The sequence below is a fragment of the Pseudomonas sp. LG1D9 genome, assembly GCF_002949995.1.
GTDB lineage: Bacteria > Pseudomonadota > Gammaproteobacteria > Pseudomonadales > Pseudomonadaceae > Aquipseudomonas > Aquipseudomonas proteolytica.
The window spans coordinates 6,115,248-6,130,553 of sequence record NZ_CP026881.1 but is presented as its reverse complement, the minus strand read 5'-3'; the positions used below and the strand labels follow the sequence as shown (position 1 = coordinate 6,130,553).

The following is a 15,306-nucleotide window of genomic DNA, read 5'->3' as shown; positions in this document are numbered from 1 at the left end:
CATGTCGAATGAATCCCTGATCGCCAATCTCGAAGCACGCCTCAAGCGCTTCGAGGCCGAGCACTCCATATGCGCCTGCATGAATCGCTACATGGTGCTGTGCGATGCCTTGGATGCAAGCACACCTCTGGCCGAGCTGACTGGCCTATTCACGACCGACGCGGTCTGGGAAGGCAAGGGCGACAAATACGCCAACAGCTTTGGTGGTTATCGCGGTCGAGAGGCGATCGGTGCGATGTTCGCTACCTACATGAAGGCCCCTGCGCACTTCGCCCTTAACGTGCATTTCCTCACCAGTGAGCTGATTGAGATCAACGCCGACGGTGCGCTGGGCAGCTGGGTGATGTTGCAGGCCTCTACGTTCGCCAGCGGCACCTCGCACCTCAATGCGGCGCGGCTGACCGTGCATTTCGCGGAAGAGGAGGGGCAATGGCGCATGGAGCATTTCCAGACCGAGAATTTGTTCAGTCGCCCGGTGGAAGCCTTGAACAGCGAAGCGATTTTGCCCATTCCGGGCGGACCTGCAATTGAAAAGCCCGCTTAATGACCCAAGAATTTTGAGGTCGGCCAGATAAGCCGACCAGGAGCCAACCGTGAATAACTTGATCGATGTCCGTTGCGTAGATAACGACAGCCTCGACTGTGATCCCGACGCGCTGGTGCAAGCGGATCGTGTACACACCTCGCTATACACCGACGCGAAACTGTTCGACGCAGAGATGGAAAAGATTTTCTACAGCACCTGGGTTTGGGTCGCCCACGAAAGCGAAATCCCCGACGCCGGTAGCTACAAGAGCACCTACATCGGCAAGCAGCCGGTGATCGCTGTGCGTGATCGCAAGAAGCAGGTCAATGTGCTGCTCAATCGCTGCCGTCACCGTGGCGCCACCGTCTGCGAACACAAGAAGGGCAAGACCAACAGCTTCGTCTGTCCCTATCACGGTTGGGGTTACGCTCTGGATGGCTCGCTGCGCGGTATTCCCCACCCGGATAGCTACGGTGATTGCTTGGACAAGAGTGAACTGCCGCTGGTCAGTCTGCGCACGGAAAGTTATGCCGGGATGATCTTTGCCTCCTTCAAGGACGACATTGAGCCGTTGGAGGATTTCCTCGGCCCAGCCAAAAAGTGGATGGACCTGTTTATGAAGCAGGGCGCTGGTTACGGTATCAAGGTCCCGGGCGAGCACCGCTTCCGTTTCCCCGGCAACTGGAAGATCCAGTTGGAAAACACCACTGACGCCTATCACTTCCCGCTGGTACATAAGTCGTTCCTGCACTCGGTGGATCAGCAAACCATGGACATGCTCGATTTCGTCGACGGTTCTGGCTACGTCGAAGACCTGGGCAACGGGCATAGCGTAATGGTCATGATTCCTGACCTGATCGACCTGGAAGCCAACCTAGATCTGCCGATTCCAACCCGCTTCGAAACGCTAGCCCAGGAACTGCGCGACGAAGGCATCGAAGACATGCAGGTACGACGCATTGTCCGCGCGGTTGGCGGCTCGGGCTTCAACCTCAATGTATTCCCCAACGTTGCCTGCTCCATGGCGTTCTTTCGTGTATTGCAGCCGATCTCTGTGAATGAGACGGAAATTCATCATGCGGTGATCACCATGGATGGCGGGCCGGCAGTTGCCAACCGCTACCGCTTGCGCTTGCACGAGCACTTCCAGGGGCCGATGGGCTTCGGCACGCCGGACGATTCTGAGGCTTGGGAGCGTGTGCAAAAGGGGGCCGGTGCCGGTGCGGATCTGTGGATCATGCTTAACCGCGGCCTGCCTGGCGAGAAGCCGAGCGAGGACGGACTGGTCAGCGATGTGTCTGCCGAGACCGGTATGCGCGCCGCCTACCAGCAGTGGAAAAAGATGATGTCGGCCTGACCGACCAGACCGATGGGGAGTGTGAAAATGAATCTGCAACTGCTTCAGCAAGTCACCGCCTTTATATGGCAGGAAGGCGACATGCTTGATCACAGCGAATACGACGCTTGGTTGGCGATGTGGGCCGAAAAGGGCACATATATCATCCCTATCGATCCCACGGAGGAAGATTTCGAGAATACCCTCAATTACGCCTACGACGATGCCCATATGCGCCAGTTGCGCGTGCAGCGGTTGATCGGTGGCGAGTCAATTTCCACCAGCCCGCAGCCACGTACGGTGCGTTCGGCGTCAAACTTTCGCATACTTGGTGAAGAAGGTGACTGGGTGCAGGTACGCTGCTCGCAACACTTGCGCGATTTCCGCAAGGACGTACTCAAGCACTACAGCGCCGACCTCACCTATGACCTGGTGCGTAGCGGCGACAGCTTTACGATCCAGCGAAAGCTGATCCGCCTGATCAACTCCGACGATACCCTCACGGGCATCGGCTACATCCTCTGAGGGCTCGACCATGAAGCAGATTGCATTGGTCACCGGCGCCGCCCAGGGGCTGGGTTACGCCATCGTCAGCCGGCTGCTTGCCGCAGGCTACGCAGTGGTCATCACCGACCTCTCCCGGGAGCGTGCCCAGGCTGCGGCCGACGCACTTGATGCCAGGGGTGAGCGTGTACTGGCGCTCAAGTTGGACGTCACCAGCAAGGCCGATTTCGAGGCCGCCCTATACGCCACCCTGGCGCGCTTTGGCGGCCTGCAGGTATTGGTCAACAATGCGGCGATGACCATGACCACACCGCTGATGCAGATTACTCCGCAAGAGTTTGATCGTGTCATGGGCCTTAACACGCGCAGCATCTTCGTCGGTTGCCAGGTATTCGGCGCGCACATGGCGGCGGCCGGCTACGGGCGAATAGTCAACATGGCTTCGCTTGCCGGCCAGAACGGTGGCACCGCAACTGGTGCGCACTACGCTGCGTCGAAAGGCGCGATCGTCACCCTGACCAAAATCTTCGCCAAAGAGTTGGCCGCAAATGGGGTGACGGTCAACGCCATTGCGCCGGGGCCGATCGACTCGCCCATGGTGCATGCGGCAGTACCGCCGGAACGCATGGCAGGAATGCTCGCCAGCATTCCGGTCAAACGTCTGGGTGATGCAGATTTTCTCGGCGATCTGGTCGTGCAGTTGTCACGGCCTGAAGCCTACTTCACCACCGGGGCGACCTGGGACGTGAACGGCGGTTTGTTCATGCGCTGAGTTTCACCGAACAAATAATGCGACGACCGAACCAACGGTCGCGTTTTTTACTTTGACGTGCAATGCGGGTGAGCCCGAGATGATTGAAAAACTCTTGAAGGTGCAGGTACATAAGCGCCAGTTGCAGGGTGACAGTGTCGTCGTCCTCGACCTGATTCCGGTTGGTAACAATACGCTGCCGGCCTTTGAAGCTGGCGCCCACGTAGATATCCATATCGCCCCCGGTCTGGTACGTCAGTACTCGCTGTGCGGCGACCCGGCGAAAGAAGCTCTGTACCGGCTTGGCGTGCTCCGTGATCCTGCCTCGCGCGGTGGCTCCAGAGGCGTTTACGACAGGCTGGTGGAGGGGGCTGAGGTTCAGATTAGTGCGCCGCGTAATCTGTTTCCCTTGGCCCGCGAGGCGAGCCGCTCGATCCTGATCGGTGGCGGTATTGGTATCACCCCGATGATCGCCATGGCCTACGCGTTGTACGCCAAAAACGAGGATTTTGAACTGCATTACTGCGGCCGTTCCCGCAGCCACAGTGCTTTTCTCGACGAATTGCGCAATGCCGATTTTGCCGAGCGTGTACATACCCATTTCGACGACGAGGCGCCCGGACAGGCGCTCGACCTAGACCGTGTGCTTGATCAGGCCGAGGCCGGCGTGCACATCTACACCTGTGGTCCGTCCGGGTTCATGGCCTGGGTGATCGGCGAATCGCTAAGACATGGTTATTCCGATGACCATATCCATCGCGAGTATTTTCAGGTGGAAGTGGACGGCAGCGGCAAGTGCTTCGAAGTGGTCGCTGCGCGCAGTGGCAAGACCGTACAGGTCGCCGAAGGGCAGAGCATCCTTGAGGCTCTGGCAGGCGTCGGCATCAAGGTCGAGATCTCTTGCGAGCAGGGCATCTGCGGTACCTGCCTGTGTAACGTGCTCGAGGGCGAGCCGGATCATCGTGACGTGTACCTCACCGACGACGAGAAAAATGCCAACGATCAGATGCTGATCTGCTGCTCTCGCGCCAAATCGAAAAAGCTGGTTTTGGACATCTGAGGAGATAGAGCAATGGTTGACGTAAGCGGCTTCCGCAACGCGATGTCCCGACTGGGTGGCGCCGTGTCGGTGATCACCACCGATGGCCCGGCTGGTCGTTTCGGCTTCACTGCCTCGGCGGTGTGCAGTGTGACCGATTCGCCGCCGACCCTGTTGGTGTGTATGAACCGTTCATCATTCTCCAATATGCACTTCAAGACCAATAGCGTGCTGTGCGTGAATGTGTTGGCTGCTACTCATCAGGATGTATCGGGTACGTTCGCCAATAGAGATTTAAATATGGAACAGCGGTTTTCCACTGCGGCCTGGAGCACACTGGAGAGTGGTTCTCCGGTCATGGATGAGGCCCTGGTTAACTTTGATTGTCGTATTGCGCAAGTTCACGAAGTAGGCTCTCACAGTATCTTCTATTGTGAGGTGTTGACGATAAAACAAGGTCCCAGCGATGAAGGTCTTGTTTACTTCAATCGCGCCTATCACCGATTGTGCGAGGCATCCAAAGCCGCATTACTAACGCCTTAAGCAGATGGCGTTCTTGTAAGCGCGTGTCAACGTTAAGGAGTTACTTACCAGCGGGCCGATACCGTGTGCGATGGCACGTCACGCTTTGAGAGCTCGCCATACCACCGACAGCACGCATGACTTGCCAGTAGCCGGCCAGCGTGCTGGATAGACAACTCAAACCCGGAAAGTGAAACAGCCTTCGCCTCGACATTGGGCCGAAATGCATCAGCCTCAAGCTCGCGCAGAGGGTGGAATAGCATCGCATCCAGTGAGCGCAAATCCAGCCTCTGCCCTCCATATTCTGGCAAGTACAAAATTTAGGGATTACCGGGCGCGCTAAAATGGAGCGCCCTTTCCTGAATTTTAAGAGGCGGCGAGTCCGGCAGCGCAATGACGCCCATCCGGGTGAGGTAATAAGTGACAGTATCGGGCGCGCTGCAGGTTTCTACACGATCCTTTCGATTTCATTCAACGCTGTGTTACCGAGCATCGGCAGATGTCGAGAAATCGACGACCTCAAATAATCGCGTTGCGCCCATTAAAATCTGCGGGAATCGGGCGGTCTCCATCAAGCATTTTGATAGTGCCTGCGTGAGTAGAACTGTCTGTTTTTTTGTCGGATTTAACACGTAATATTTTAACTGTTTGCAGTTAATAACCAGCGGGGTCGCGACAGTTCAGTCGGCGACGTGATTTACCAGAGTGGGCCGTTGAACGTTGGATGACGGTAGGCGCTTTGAACTTTATGAACCCATGTCTTTAATGAGATAAATGCTGAGCGCAGATAGGCCAAGTGTAACGTTAGGCCTATTGTTGTTTCTTGGAATTAACCTGCTGCCGTCGATGTGTGGTCTATTGACGCCAGCAGGCTATAACGCGCGTCGTTCAGGAACGCCGGGTTGGTGTAGCTGTAAGTAGTGAAAAAGTGAATCGCTTTGTGCAACGTTGTTCATCAATAAGCCATTGCGGCTTGTTGAGGGGTTAAAATATCTTGGCGATTCGTAGGTTGATCCGCATGTTCTCCTTGAAACCATTCTCAACGTTCAAGTCTTTCCCGAGCATGAGTTGGAGTTGAGAAGTCTTGTCAACGAAGTGGGTCACTGACATACGGCCATAGGTCGTCTTGAGTTTATCGTCCCTGCTCACGTTATTCAGTTCTGTTTCTCCTCCCTCGTAGTGACCAAGTCCCGCCGAAAAAGTGGTACTCGGTGATAGGATGTAACGCAGGTGTGTTTGCACTTCGTAGCGTGGGTCCTGTTTAAGTTTTCCGCCAGTCACAGCAGCCTCATCGTTAGGACCATATAGCGTCACGTCACCAACCGTGTCGAGCGCCCAGCGGGTACCGAAGTGCTTTACGTAGGCCAGTTGCAAAATACCGGACCAGCGATTATCGCCCAGATTTAGCGAATCGTCCCGATCGTATTTTCCTGTTGGGATTACAATGAAGGGTGCGATGCTGAACACGTCCCTTGTTACCGGGTCGAGTAGAAACTTGACGACTGGCCCTAGAGTAAGATCACCCATTCCGCTGGCGTTTCCTAGAGTAGACAGGGAACCTTTAGAGTCTATGTGCCCAAAAGGCTGTATCACGTTGAGGTCTAATGTTACTGAGGGTGACAGTTGAACGGGGCGAATGTAACGAAATATACCTATATCGGTGGTGAGTTTGTAGTTTCCCGGAACTTTATTGCCTTGAGTGTAGAGGCTGTCTCTTTCGGCGTGCTGATAATAAATCATCGCAACGTTAATACCGCCTGGGATAACCTCAAAGTCACCGGGGCCGGTTTCAAGTGCTTGGGTCGCCGGCGCTATGAGACTAACTGTCACAAATGACAGTGTGCTAACTGTGAAGCGTAATCGTTTGGCGGGAAGGCTAATCAGGTTTTTCATATAGGTACCTTGATATCAGAGGGCGGCGCGCAGCATTCCGGTTTTAGGATGACAGTTGAAATACTCAAAATGTTGTTGCGCGGCGGTGACGACGGTTACCTCGTGGTACAACTTGAGTTTGGCCGATGGCCCGAGTCGCTGGAGATAAGTCAGCGCGGCACCAAAGATGGCAACGTGAGTAGGATGTGACTCGGCCCAGAGTTCCAGGTCTGCGAGGCTTCTCCACCAACTCATGCCAAAGGTTTTTTCAATCGTTTCGCCATTGTTGTCTACCAAAGTCATGTAACGGTTAGCGTGGCATCCGATGGATTGGCCCTCATCGCGAAGGAAAACCATACCCGCCTTAAGTATCGGTTCGACGTCTTCGTTATAGAGGCGCCGCTCGTCTGCATCCGCCATTGTCCAGTCTTGGCCTGAGCGAATAAGGCAAAGGTTTTCTTGTGGCATAACCTGTGCGTGCAGGCCATTGCGAATTATTTTTGATTGCGCACCTGGCGCCAGAGGATTGGTCTGAGAAGCGGCAATACGGTCTCTCACTGCTCCCCAATAAAAGTGCTCCAGCGTGGGGCCACTCAAACCCTCAGCCAGGTAGCCAACACCTTCCAACTGGTCGGAAGAGAACAGCGATTCGAAGCGATCCATGGTGGGTGTTAGCACTTCAATGAACGTACCTATGCTACCGGCATTGCCTGTGCTGCTCTCCCCTAGAACGTCTTTAGTCCATGCGTCACCTTTGAGTTTGAACCAACTTTCAAATTCGGCCGGCTTGTCCCAATAGGCGATCCAAATATGATTAATGAATCCAGCTTCGTCCTCGTAACGCGAACGCTCTTGATGATTGGGCCCATTCAGGCTGTGAACTGCGGAGATAAGCCACTGCTCTGCCTGGAGTACAAGTGTTTCGCGGGTACCCGGCGCGTACTGGAAACCTATATAGGCCATCACCACTTGTTGGGCTTCTATGGGGAAGCGTGCGACCGTGGCCGGGATGGGAGGGGAGAAGTTATCAGGCGTGCGGGTCGGGAGCGTGCGTGGGCACTTCAGATGGCTAGGGATTGCAGATTCCATGGTGAACTCCTTGGTGTGGCCGATCATGCTGGATCGGTCGCGGTAGATTCGGTAGGCTCCGAAGTAGGCGCAGTGATCGCATCGGTTTCCGATTGCGAAGTCACAGGTAATCTGCGTGTCTTGTTCAAGATTAATCGTGTTGCGTCTGGGCGAGCATAGTGTCCCACGGGATCGGTAACAGACTTGGCAAGTGAGATGAGATCCAAGTCGATTTCGGCAATGACTAAACCCTCTTCTGATTCCGGAATAGTATTGCCTAATTGACGACCGTCAGGGCCGTAGATACGCGCTGAACCTCCACCAAGTTGTAGCATTTGACGCTGCATATCATCAGTACATACTCTGTCTTGCATTTCTTGACTGACGATCCCGCAGGGAGCAAGGACAAAACATCCACCCTCTACAGCGTATACCTGACTGACACTGTTGTTTACTTCGGCACCCAGTGCATGTGCTGCATTGCGGTACAGAGAAAAACTGGGCCATGCGCCGATATGGATTTGCTCATGTTGAGAATACATGGCGTATTTAGATAGCGGTTGAACATGCTCCCAACAGTTAAGCATTCCGATGTTTCCAATAGGTGTTTCACACACTGCTAGGTCGCTGCCGTCTCCATCACCGAACACTGTACGTTCGACATGTGTTGGTTTGAGCTTACGTCGAGTCAGTACAACTTGGCCCTCGTCGTCAATTAATGCCTGAGAAATGTAGAGACTGCCACCGTCTCGCTCGCTAAAGCCGAAAGATAGCCAGATGTTTAGGTCATGCGCTGCCTTTGCTAGACGCTTGAATTCAGGAGAGTTCACTTCCATTGAATTATTGAAATAGCGCTGAACATGCTGCATTCCCACTGCTGGGCTGGTGATCCATATCCACCAGGGATAGCCTGGAAGCCAGGTTTCCGGGAACGCGACCAACTTGGCACCTTGATCGGCTGCCTGCTTCATCAGCCCGATGGTTTTATCGATCGTACCGTCCAAGTCCATGAGTACCGGAGCGGCCTGGACAGCCGCTGCAATAATTTTTGGGTGGGTTTTGCTAGGCATGGATTTCCCTTGTTGTTGTAATACGAGTTTATGTGGCACCGATAGCGCACTCACATTGTTAAATGTATGCAGTCAAACGTCTTGTTCATGCATCTCTCGTGTTTTGTCCGTAGGTCGCGCATGCCGTGCAGAATTATGTTTCTATCAAGTAGATTTTGTTTTAAGTCTGTTGGCATGAATATTGCGTTTCGTTTGTGGTAATTCCTCACGCAGTGAGATCATGATGAGACAGACTTTGACGACAGACGTTGTAGAACCCAGAGACCAGCTCGCCTATTGGACTGACGTCATCTGCTCAACCTACGTCAAGCTTGAATGTGAGTCCGGCTGTACGGAGAGCTTTATGGGTAGCATTGACTACCTTCCGTTGCCTGGGTTGGACATTTCGGTGGTTCGGTCAGGGTCTCAGCGGGTCAAGCGTACTGCGGGTCTTATTTCCCGGGCTATCGATGACTACACAATCCTTAACTTGCAGATCAGAGGGCAGGCGGTAATTTCGCAAGACGGTCGCCAAGCTATATTGGCGCCAGGCGATTTTGCGATCTACGATACCAATCGGCCCTATACACTTGAATTTAATGATGATTTTGAAGAGATAGTGCTCAAGCTTAAAAGCGACCAACTTCGATCACTTTTATGTAGAACAGAGGGTTTAACGGCTACAACTATTTCTGGCCAGAGTGGTGCGGGTAGGCTCATGGGTGAGTTGGTGCGAGGCTTGAGGCAAGAGGCTGACACCCTAACTGGGGCAACTGCTGCGGCGGTGGTCAGCGGAGTTATCAATGTCCTGGTTGGCGGGCTTCAGTCATTGCCGCTGCGTCAACACGTGGACCCTTCTGCACTGGCGGCCTATCATATCGCCCGCATCAAGCAGTGTATTGAGCACCGCAAACAAGACCCTGCCCTGCGAATAGAGGCCGTAGCAGCTGAGTTAGGTATGTCTGTAAGCCATTTGCATCGCCTGTTTAGCAGTGAGCCGCTTTCGCCTGCGCAGTACCTGTGGTCGTGCCGGCTAGGCGCCTGTAGTAAGGATCTTCTTGATCCGCGCTGGAGTAAGTTAGCAGTTTCCGAAATTGCGTTTCGTTGGGGTTTTAATGATGCCGCTCACTTCAGTCGCGTATTTAAAGATAGATATGGGTGTTCACCGAAGAACTGGCGTACTTTAGGTGGGCGCGGCTAGTGAGGCTGCCCGAGGGCTGGGATTGGGCGCAAAGGTGATGACCATCACGGAAGCTCGGGCATGAAATAAAGGCTGCCGAGGCATTTGGCTGGACACCTCCCTCGTTGATCCTGACACCGTCGGCTTGATGATCGTTCGTCCATTGGCTTTGGGTAGAATCCAATGGCGTTGCTAAGAATCACGTTTTCTTGGCCGTTGATACATCTGAAAAACAAGTCCAAAATTGAGTCTTTTCCTGCTTCAGCAAGAAAATAAACCCCTTAGATTTCAATGAGTCGGACGCCAGATGCGAGTCTCGTTTCCCGCTCCAAACATTAAAAAATGGATCTCTGAAAAGAGGTCCATTTTTTTCGTCCCAAGAAAAGTCTTTCTATGGCTTTTGCTGCGCTCTTCCCTGAAACACGCCTATCCAGTTCTTGTGGGCGCACTTTTCAGTGGGTCAATGCCCGTGTCCATCAGCAACTGGAGCGTACTGCCAAAGAGGTGCGCAAAAACATTGTGTTTCTGGTCGTGGGTCTTAATAGTCCGATCGGACCTAGAGCCTTCCGCTTTATTTGGTCGCTGAATCGGCTGATATCACTTGCGACTGATTAATGCATTCGGACCGGCTGGTTTCCTTGACCGCAAACAACAGGCAGCGCACTGCTTCACGATCCTGCTCTGACAATAAACGGTAGTAGCGGATCAATCGCTCTTCCTCTCGGTCGAGCTGTCGGGGCCGCAGGGATGTACCGAGAGCGGCACGCAGCGTGGGTAAAAACGAAGTATTTAGCATGATCCTGATTCTTCATGAGATGAATGGATATGTGGGCTTCTTGCCCAGAACAACTGAATACATAACGTTTATTGTAAAGAAGGGCTCGTCATTTTTCGTGACTGTCGGGTTTTTCGGACGGGGCCTTCGGAAGCGCTTGGTAAAGACGTAGGAGCGATCTTTCAAGGTCGACTGGATAGTGCTGCGATTGAGCGCAGAGCCCACCAAACCGGCATCCATCGTCGGAGGGGCGGTGCGACAGCGTCACGCAACGCTGAGGCGCTGCGCATGATGGATAACACCCCGCGCTTCACCAGACACACTTGCTGGCACAAGATTGATCTCGATCATCTACCCCACCTGACACACCCTCTATGCTGGCGTTTCCATAAAAGGCCAAGGATGGCTCATGGAGAGCCACCGGCCATGCATTCTCAAGGAAGAGTCAGTCATGCAGTCATTGAAGATTATTTTGTTGTCGTCGGCGTTCAACGGTCTGACCCAACGGGCCTGGCTGGATTTACGGCAGTCGGGGCACGAGCCCAGTGTGGTGCTGTTCACCGATGAAGCCACGGTATGCCGGCAGATCGAGGAGTCGGCGGCGGACCTGGTGATCTGCCCGTTTCTCAAGGATCGCGTGCCGCAGCAACTCTGGAGCAACGCGGATCGCCCGGTGGTGATCATTCATCCGGGGATCGTGGGCGATCGTGGCGCCAGCGCCCTGGACTGGGCCATCACCCAGCAGGTCAGGCGCTGGGGCGTCACCGCGTTGCAGGCGGTGGAGGAGATGGACGCCGGCCCGGTCTGGGCGACCTGTGAGTTCGACATGCCCGCCGATGTGCGTAAATCCGAGTTGTACAACGGTCCGGTGAGTGACGCTGCGCTCTATTGCATCCGTGATGTGGTGGGTAAGTTTGCCAGCGGTTTCGTGCCGACGGCCCTGGACTACACGCAACCTGACGTGATCGGACGTTTGCAGCCGAACATGAAGCAGGCTGATCGCACCTTCGGTTGGTACGATTGCGCCCGGTTCATCAAACGCAATATCGATGCGGCCGACGGCCAGCCCGGTGTGTTGGCGAGTCTGGCCGGTGGGCAGTATTACCTGTATGACGCGCACCTGGATTCGCGCCGCGGTACGCCGGGGGAAATCCTCGCGGTGCAGGATGACGCGGTATTGGTCGCGACCGGCGATCACAGCCTGTGGATCGGCTCACTCAAGCGCAAGGCCCAGCCCGGCGAGGAAACCTTCAAATTGCCGGCCCGTCACGTACTTGCTGGGCAGTTGGCGGGTGTACCGGTGCTGGACGGTTCGATTGCCAGCCAAGGGTTCGACGAGATGGCGTATCAACCGATTCGGTATCAAGAGTCCGATCATGTTGGCGAACTGACCTTCGAGTTCTACAACGGTGCCATGAGCACCGAACAGTGCCAGCGGCTGGTCGCTGCGCTGCGTTGGGCCAAGGCCCGGGACACCCAGGTGCTGCTGATCAGGGGCGGGCGCGGGAGCTTTTCCAATGGTGTGCACCTCAACGTGATTCAGGCGGCCGAGGTGCCGGGGCTGGAGGCCTGGGCCAATATCCAGGCTATCGACGATGTCTGCCAGGAGCTGCTGACGGCCCGGCAACTGGTGGTCAGTGGCCTGACGGGGGGGGCCGGAGCCGGCGGCGTGATGCTGGCGCTGGCGGCCGACATCGTATTCGCCCGGGCAGGTGTGGTACTCAATCCGCATTACAAAACCATGGGTTTGTATGGCTCTGAATACTGGACCTACAGCCTGCCGCGCGCGGTCGGCAGTGAAATCGCCCATAAACTTATCGAAGAGTGCCTGCCGATCAGTACCTTCCAGGCCCGGCAGTGGGGGATGATCCAGGATATCGGTCCACACTGCCCGCGGGCATTTGGCGCCTGGTTGCTGCAACAGGCCAGCGCTGCGTTGACCGATCAAAAGTACGCCCTGCATCGAGCGCGTAAAGCCCAGACGGACCTTGAACAGATTGAACGCTGCCGCGAAAGCGAGCTGGCTCAGATGCGCTTGGACATGGTGGAAAACCGCCAACAGTTCGCCGAGAAGTGCCGTAACTTCGTGTTCAAGCGCAAGACCTGCCAGACCCCGCAACGCTTGATGGCGCCGTGGGCATTGGCGCCCAAGGCCACGCTGGTTGACTGAGAAGAAAACGCCGCCTCTACTCTTTTGCCGTCAGGGCGGAATTTCCTTTCTGCCCTGGCGGTCCATAATGCCAATGGAAAAAAGACACAAAAGGGTGAAGTGATGCGGCGAATGTATAGGGGCGTCATCTGCCAGGCCTTGCTGGCCATGGTTTTGGCTATCAGCCTGCCGGGATGGGCAGATGCGGCCGCAGCGCCGGCGCCAGTCGATGTCGTCGACAGTTTGCCGCTGTTGCCCGAAGACGCCGACCTCAAGCAGCTCAGCCAACAGCTTGAGCTGATTCGCCAGAGCGTGCCGATCAGCACCAGTGACGAGAAGCTGGCGGAGTTTCGACAGGGCGCACTGCAGGTACAGCAACAGGCTGCCCTGTTGCTCACGGTACGCGCCACCGAGATGGAGCGCCTCGACGATCAACTCAAGGTATTGGGCGAGGCCCAGCCAGGGGAGGCGCAGAGTCTTACCGACCAGCGCAATGCCCTGACGCGCAAAAAGAACAGCCTGCTGGACGATGAGCAGCAGGCCAAACAACTGAGCCAGACGAGCCGCGAGCTCGCTGCGCAGATCGTCAACCTGCGGCGCAATCTGTTTAATTCCCAGGTCACTTCACGTACCGATACTCCCTTCAGCCCCACGTTCTGGTCGACCCTGATCCGCCCGACCCCGGAAGACCTGCAACGCCTGGACAATCTAAAGGCCGAAGGCCTTGTTGCCTTGAAGACTGCGGCCAGCCCCGAGCGCCGTTGGGCGTTCTTCGGCACGCTGTTGGCGGCAGTGCTGATCTGGAGTTTCGGCAGGCGACTGCTTGAGCATCTGCTGACCTGGGCGATGATCCGCTGGCTGCCGGAGGGTCGCTTGCGGCGCAGCACGTTGGCGGTGGCAGTGGGGTTATCGTCGATCCTGACGATCATGGGCGCCGTCTCGCTGATGCGCTGGGGCTTGGAAAGCAATGCCGTCTTGAGCGAGAACCTGGCCCGGCTTTCCGATCATCTGGTCACCCTGGCCACCTTCTGTGCGTTTATTGCCGGCCTTGGACGCGCCTTGCTGATGCTGCCGCGCCCGTCCTGGCGGTTGCCGGCCATTGCCGATGAGATTGCCAGTGCGCTTGGGCCTTTCCCGGCGATTCTGGCGGTGGCCTTGATGCTGGTGGCCACCGAAGAGCGGATCAACAATGTCACGGGCGCCAGCCTGGCGTTGACCGTGGCGCTCAATGGCCTGACGGCGCTGACCACGGCGCTGATCTTTATCGCCGCGTTGCTGCGCGTGCGCCACGTGCGCAAAAAACTTGCGCTGGAGCGCCCGGGCGGGCTCGTCGGCATGCTGCCTTTTGTCGCGTCGATATGGGTGGCGGTGATTGTCCTGGCGTTGTTTACCGGCTACCTGTCCCTGGCGTACTTCCTGACCGTCAAGCTGCTGTGGGTCAGCGTCGTGGCGGCGACGGCCTACCTGCTGATCGCCTTTTACGGCGACGTTTGTGAAACCTTGCTGTCGCCCAAACAGCCGAGCGGCCTGGCACTGGCCAACGCATTGGGGCTGTCGCCACGGCACCAGGCCCAGGCTTGTACGGTGCTGGCTGGCGTCGGCCGTACGTTGTTGCTGCTCACCGCAGTGATGGCGGCCTTTTTGCCGGCGGGCTCCAGCCCCAGCGAGTTGCTCCAGGGTTTCAGCCAGTTGGGCGAGTCCAGCAAGACGCTGGGCAACCTGCATATCATTCCCCAGGACATCCTCGCTGCGCTGCTGATGTTTGTCATCGGCTTGTTCGCCGTGCGTACCTTGAAGCGCTGGCTGAGCGAGCGTCTGCTGCCGGAAACCAACATGGACGCCGGCATGCGTGCGTCCCTGGTCACCCTGGTGGGGTACCTGGGCTTTGTGTTGTTGAGTCTGCTGGTGATGTCGACCTTGCGCATCAACCTGACCAGCCTGACCTGGGTCGTCAGTGCCTTGTCGGTGGGGATCGGCTTCGGCCTGCAGGCCATTGTGCAGAACTTCATCTCCGGGCTGATCCTGCTGACCGAACGGCCGGTGAAAGTCGGCGATTGGGTCAGCCTGGGTGGGGTCGAGGGCGATATTCGGCGGATCAATGTCAGGGCCACCGAGATCCAGATGTCCGACCGCTCGACGGTGATCGTGCCCAACTCGCAGTTCATATCGCAGAACGTGCGCAACGTCACCATGGGCAACGCGCTCGGCGTGGTGGGTATCACCCTCACATTGCCGCTGGACACCGATGTATTGAAAGTTCGCGAACTGTTGATGCAGTCGTTTACCGAGCATGAGGCGATTCTCGCCACCCCCGCACCTTCGGTCACCTTCAAGGACTTGGCCAGGGACGGCCTGATCATTGGTGTCAGCGGCTACGTCAACAGCCCGCGTTCGGTGTCCGGTACCCGCAGCGATTTGCTGTTTATCCTGCTGGCGCGCCTTCAGGAAATGGGCATTACATTGTCTTCCCCCCAGAGCATGGTCTTGATTCCGGGAGAAGGAACTGCAGCGATTGGCGATGGGCAATGACGAGGT

The 15,306-nt window shown here is 56.1% G+C and carries 12 protein-coding genes; 9 read left to right on the top strand and 3 right to left on the bottom strand.

The genetic code is table 11. The features are described 5' to 3' along the window. Position 1 precedes the first annotated feature (1 nt). The 6 genes from C5F71_RS28055 (at position 2) to C5F71_RS28030 (ending at position 4,699) form a co-directional block, all read left to right on the top strand. On the top strand, positions 2–544 hold the full coding sequence (locus tag C5F71_RS28055; RefSeq protein WP_104912553.1) for a nuclear transport factor 2 family protein: 543 nt from the start codon (positions 2–4) through the stop codon (positions 542–544). A 58-nt stretch (positions 545–602) separates the two neighbouring features. Continuing rightward, on the top strand, positions 603–1,883 hold the full coding sequence (locus C5F71_RS28050) for a Rieske 2Fe-2S domain-containing protein (RefSeq protein WP_199772223.1): 1,281 nt from the start codon (positions 603–605) through the stop codon (positions 1,881–1,883). A 27-nt stretch (positions 1,884–1,910) separates the two neighbouring features. Beyond that, positions 1,911–2,387, top strand: coding sequence for an aromatic-ring-hydroxylating dioxygenase subunit beta (locus tag C5F71_RS28045; protein WP_029300021.1), 477 nt, complete (start codon positions 1,911–1,913; stop codon positions 2,385–2,387). A 10-nt stretch (positions 2,388–2,397) separates the two neighbouring features. Continuing rightward, positions 2,398–3,138 (top strand): SDR family NAD(P)-dependent oxidoreductase, encoded by a 741-nt coding sequence (locus tag C5F71_RS28040; RefSeq protein WP_029300019.1) that lies wholly within the window; start codon positions 2,398–2,400, stop codon positions 3,136–3,138. Between the two features lie 79 nt (positions 3,139–3,217). Beyond that, the gene (locus C5F71_RS28035) at positions 3,218–4,177 is read left to right on the top strand and encodes a PDR/VanB family oxidoreductase (RefSeq protein ID WP_029300016.1); all 960 of its coding nucleotides are present in this window, start codon (positions 3,218–3,220) and stop codon (positions 4,175–4,177) included. A gap of 12 nt (positions 4,178–4,189) precedes the next feature. After that, positions 4,190–4,699 carry a flavin reductase gene (locus tag C5F71_RS28030; RefSeq protein ID WP_029300014.1) on the top strand — a complete coding sequence of 170 codons (510 nt, stop codon included), beginning with the start codon at positions 4,190–4,192 and terminating at the stop codon, positions 4,697–4,699. A gap of 963 nt (positions 4,700–5,662) precedes the next feature. Here C5F71_RS28030 and C5F71_RS28025 read toward each other — a convergent pair. The 3 genes from C5F71_RS28025 to C5F71_RS28015 are packed head-to-tail and all read right to left on the bottom strand — an operon-like array spanning position 5,663 to position 8,688. Continuing rightward, positions 5,663–6,571: a transporter gene (locus tag C5F71_RS28025; protein ID WP_050493050.1), complete on the bottom strand. Its 909-nt coding sequence runs from the start codon at positions 6,569–6,571 to the stop codon at positions 5,663–5,665. 15 nt (positions 6,572–6,586) lie between these two features. Continuing rightward, positions 6,587–7,639, bottom strand: coding sequence for a phenylacetaldoxime dehydratase family protein (locus C5F71_RS28020; RefSeq protein WP_029300010.1), 1,053 nt, complete (start codon positions 7,637–7,639; stop codon positions 6,587–6,589). A 23-nt stretch (positions 7,640–7,662) separates the two neighbouring features. Continuing rightward, complete coding sequence (locus tag C5F71_RS28015) at positions 7,663–8,688, bottom strand: carbon-nitrogen hydrolase family protein (RefSeq protein WP_029300008.1); 1,026 nt, start codon at positions 8,686–8,688, stop codon at positions 7,663–7,665. Positions 8,689–8,908: 220 nt separating this feature from the next. Between C5F71_RS28015 and C5F71_RS28010 the strand changes: the two genes are divergently transcribed. The 3 genes from C5F71_RS28010 to C5F71_RS28000 all read left to right on the top strand — a co-directional run bounded on the left by C5F71_RS28010 (position 8,909) and on the right by C5F71_RS28000 (position 15,300). Beyond that, on the top strand, positions 8,909–9,868 hold the full coding sequence (locus C5F71_RS28010) for a helix-turn-helix domain-containing protein (RefSeq protein WP_317146896.1): 960 nt from the start codon (positions 8,909–8,911) through the stop codon (positions 9,866–9,868). 1,205 nt (positions 9,869–11,073) lie between these two features. Continuing rightward, positions 11,074–12,792 carry a hydrogenase maturation protein gene (locus C5F71_RS28005; RefSeq protein ID WP_104912552.1) on the top strand — a complete coding sequence of 573 codons (1,719 nt, stop codon included), beginning with the start codon at positions 11,074–11,076 and terminating at the stop codon, positions 12,790–12,792. A 99-nt stretch (positions 12,793–12,891) separates the two neighbouring features. Next, positions 12,892–15,300 (top strand): DUF3772 domain-containing protein, encoded by a 2,409-nt coding sequence (locus C5F71_RS28000; protein ID WP_371923360.1) that lies wholly within the window; start codon positions 12,892–12,894, stop codon positions 15,298–15,300. Positions 15,301–15,306: the final 6 nt, after the last annotated feature.

What these genes read in the sequence shown, in the direction of transcription:
- C5F71_RS28055 (WP_104912553.1), top strand. Translation starts at nt 2, where the DNA reads ATGTCGAATGAATCCCTGATCGCCAATCTCGAAGCACGCCTCAAGCGC.
- C5F71_RS28045 (WP_029300021.1), top strand. Translation starts at nt 1,911, where the DNA reads ATGAATCTGCAACTGCTTCAGCAAGTCACCGCCTTTATATGGCAGGAA.
- C5F71_RS28040 (WP_029300019.1), top strand. Translation starts at nt 2,398, where the DNA reads ATGAAGCAGATTGCATTGGTCACCGGCGCCGCCCAGGGGCTGGGTTAC.
- C5F71_RS28035 (WP_029300016.1), top strand. Translation starts at nt 3,218, where the DNA reads ATGATTGAAAAACTCTTGAAGGTGCAGGTACATAAGCGCCAGTTGCAG.
- C5F71_RS28030 (WP_029300014.1), top strand. Translation starts at nt 4,190, where the DNA reads ATGGTTGACGTAAGCGGCTTCCGCAACGCGATGTCCCGACTGGGTGGC.
- C5F71_RS28025 (WP_050493050.1), bottom strand. Translation starts at nt 6,571, where the DNA reads ATGAAAAACCTGATTAGCCTTCCCGCCAAACGATTACGCTTCACAGTT.
- C5F71_RS28020 (WP_029300010.1), bottom strand. Translation starts at nt 7,639, where the DNA reads ATGGAATCTGCAATCCCTAGCCATCTGAAGTGCCCACGCACGCTCCCG.
- C5F71_RS28015 (WP_029300008.1), bottom strand. Translation starts at nt 8,688, where the DNA reads ATGCCTAGCAAAACCCACCCAAAAATTATTGCAGCGGCTGTCCAGGCC.
- C5F71_RS28010 (WP_317146896.1), top strand. Translation starts at nt 8,909, where the DNA reads ATGATGAGACAGACTTTGACGACAGACGTTGTAGAACCCAGAGACCAG.
- C5F71_RS28005 (WP_104912552.1), top strand. Translation starts at nt 11,074, where the DNA reads ATGCAGTCATTGAAGATTATTTTGTTGTCGTCGGCGTTCAACGGTCTG.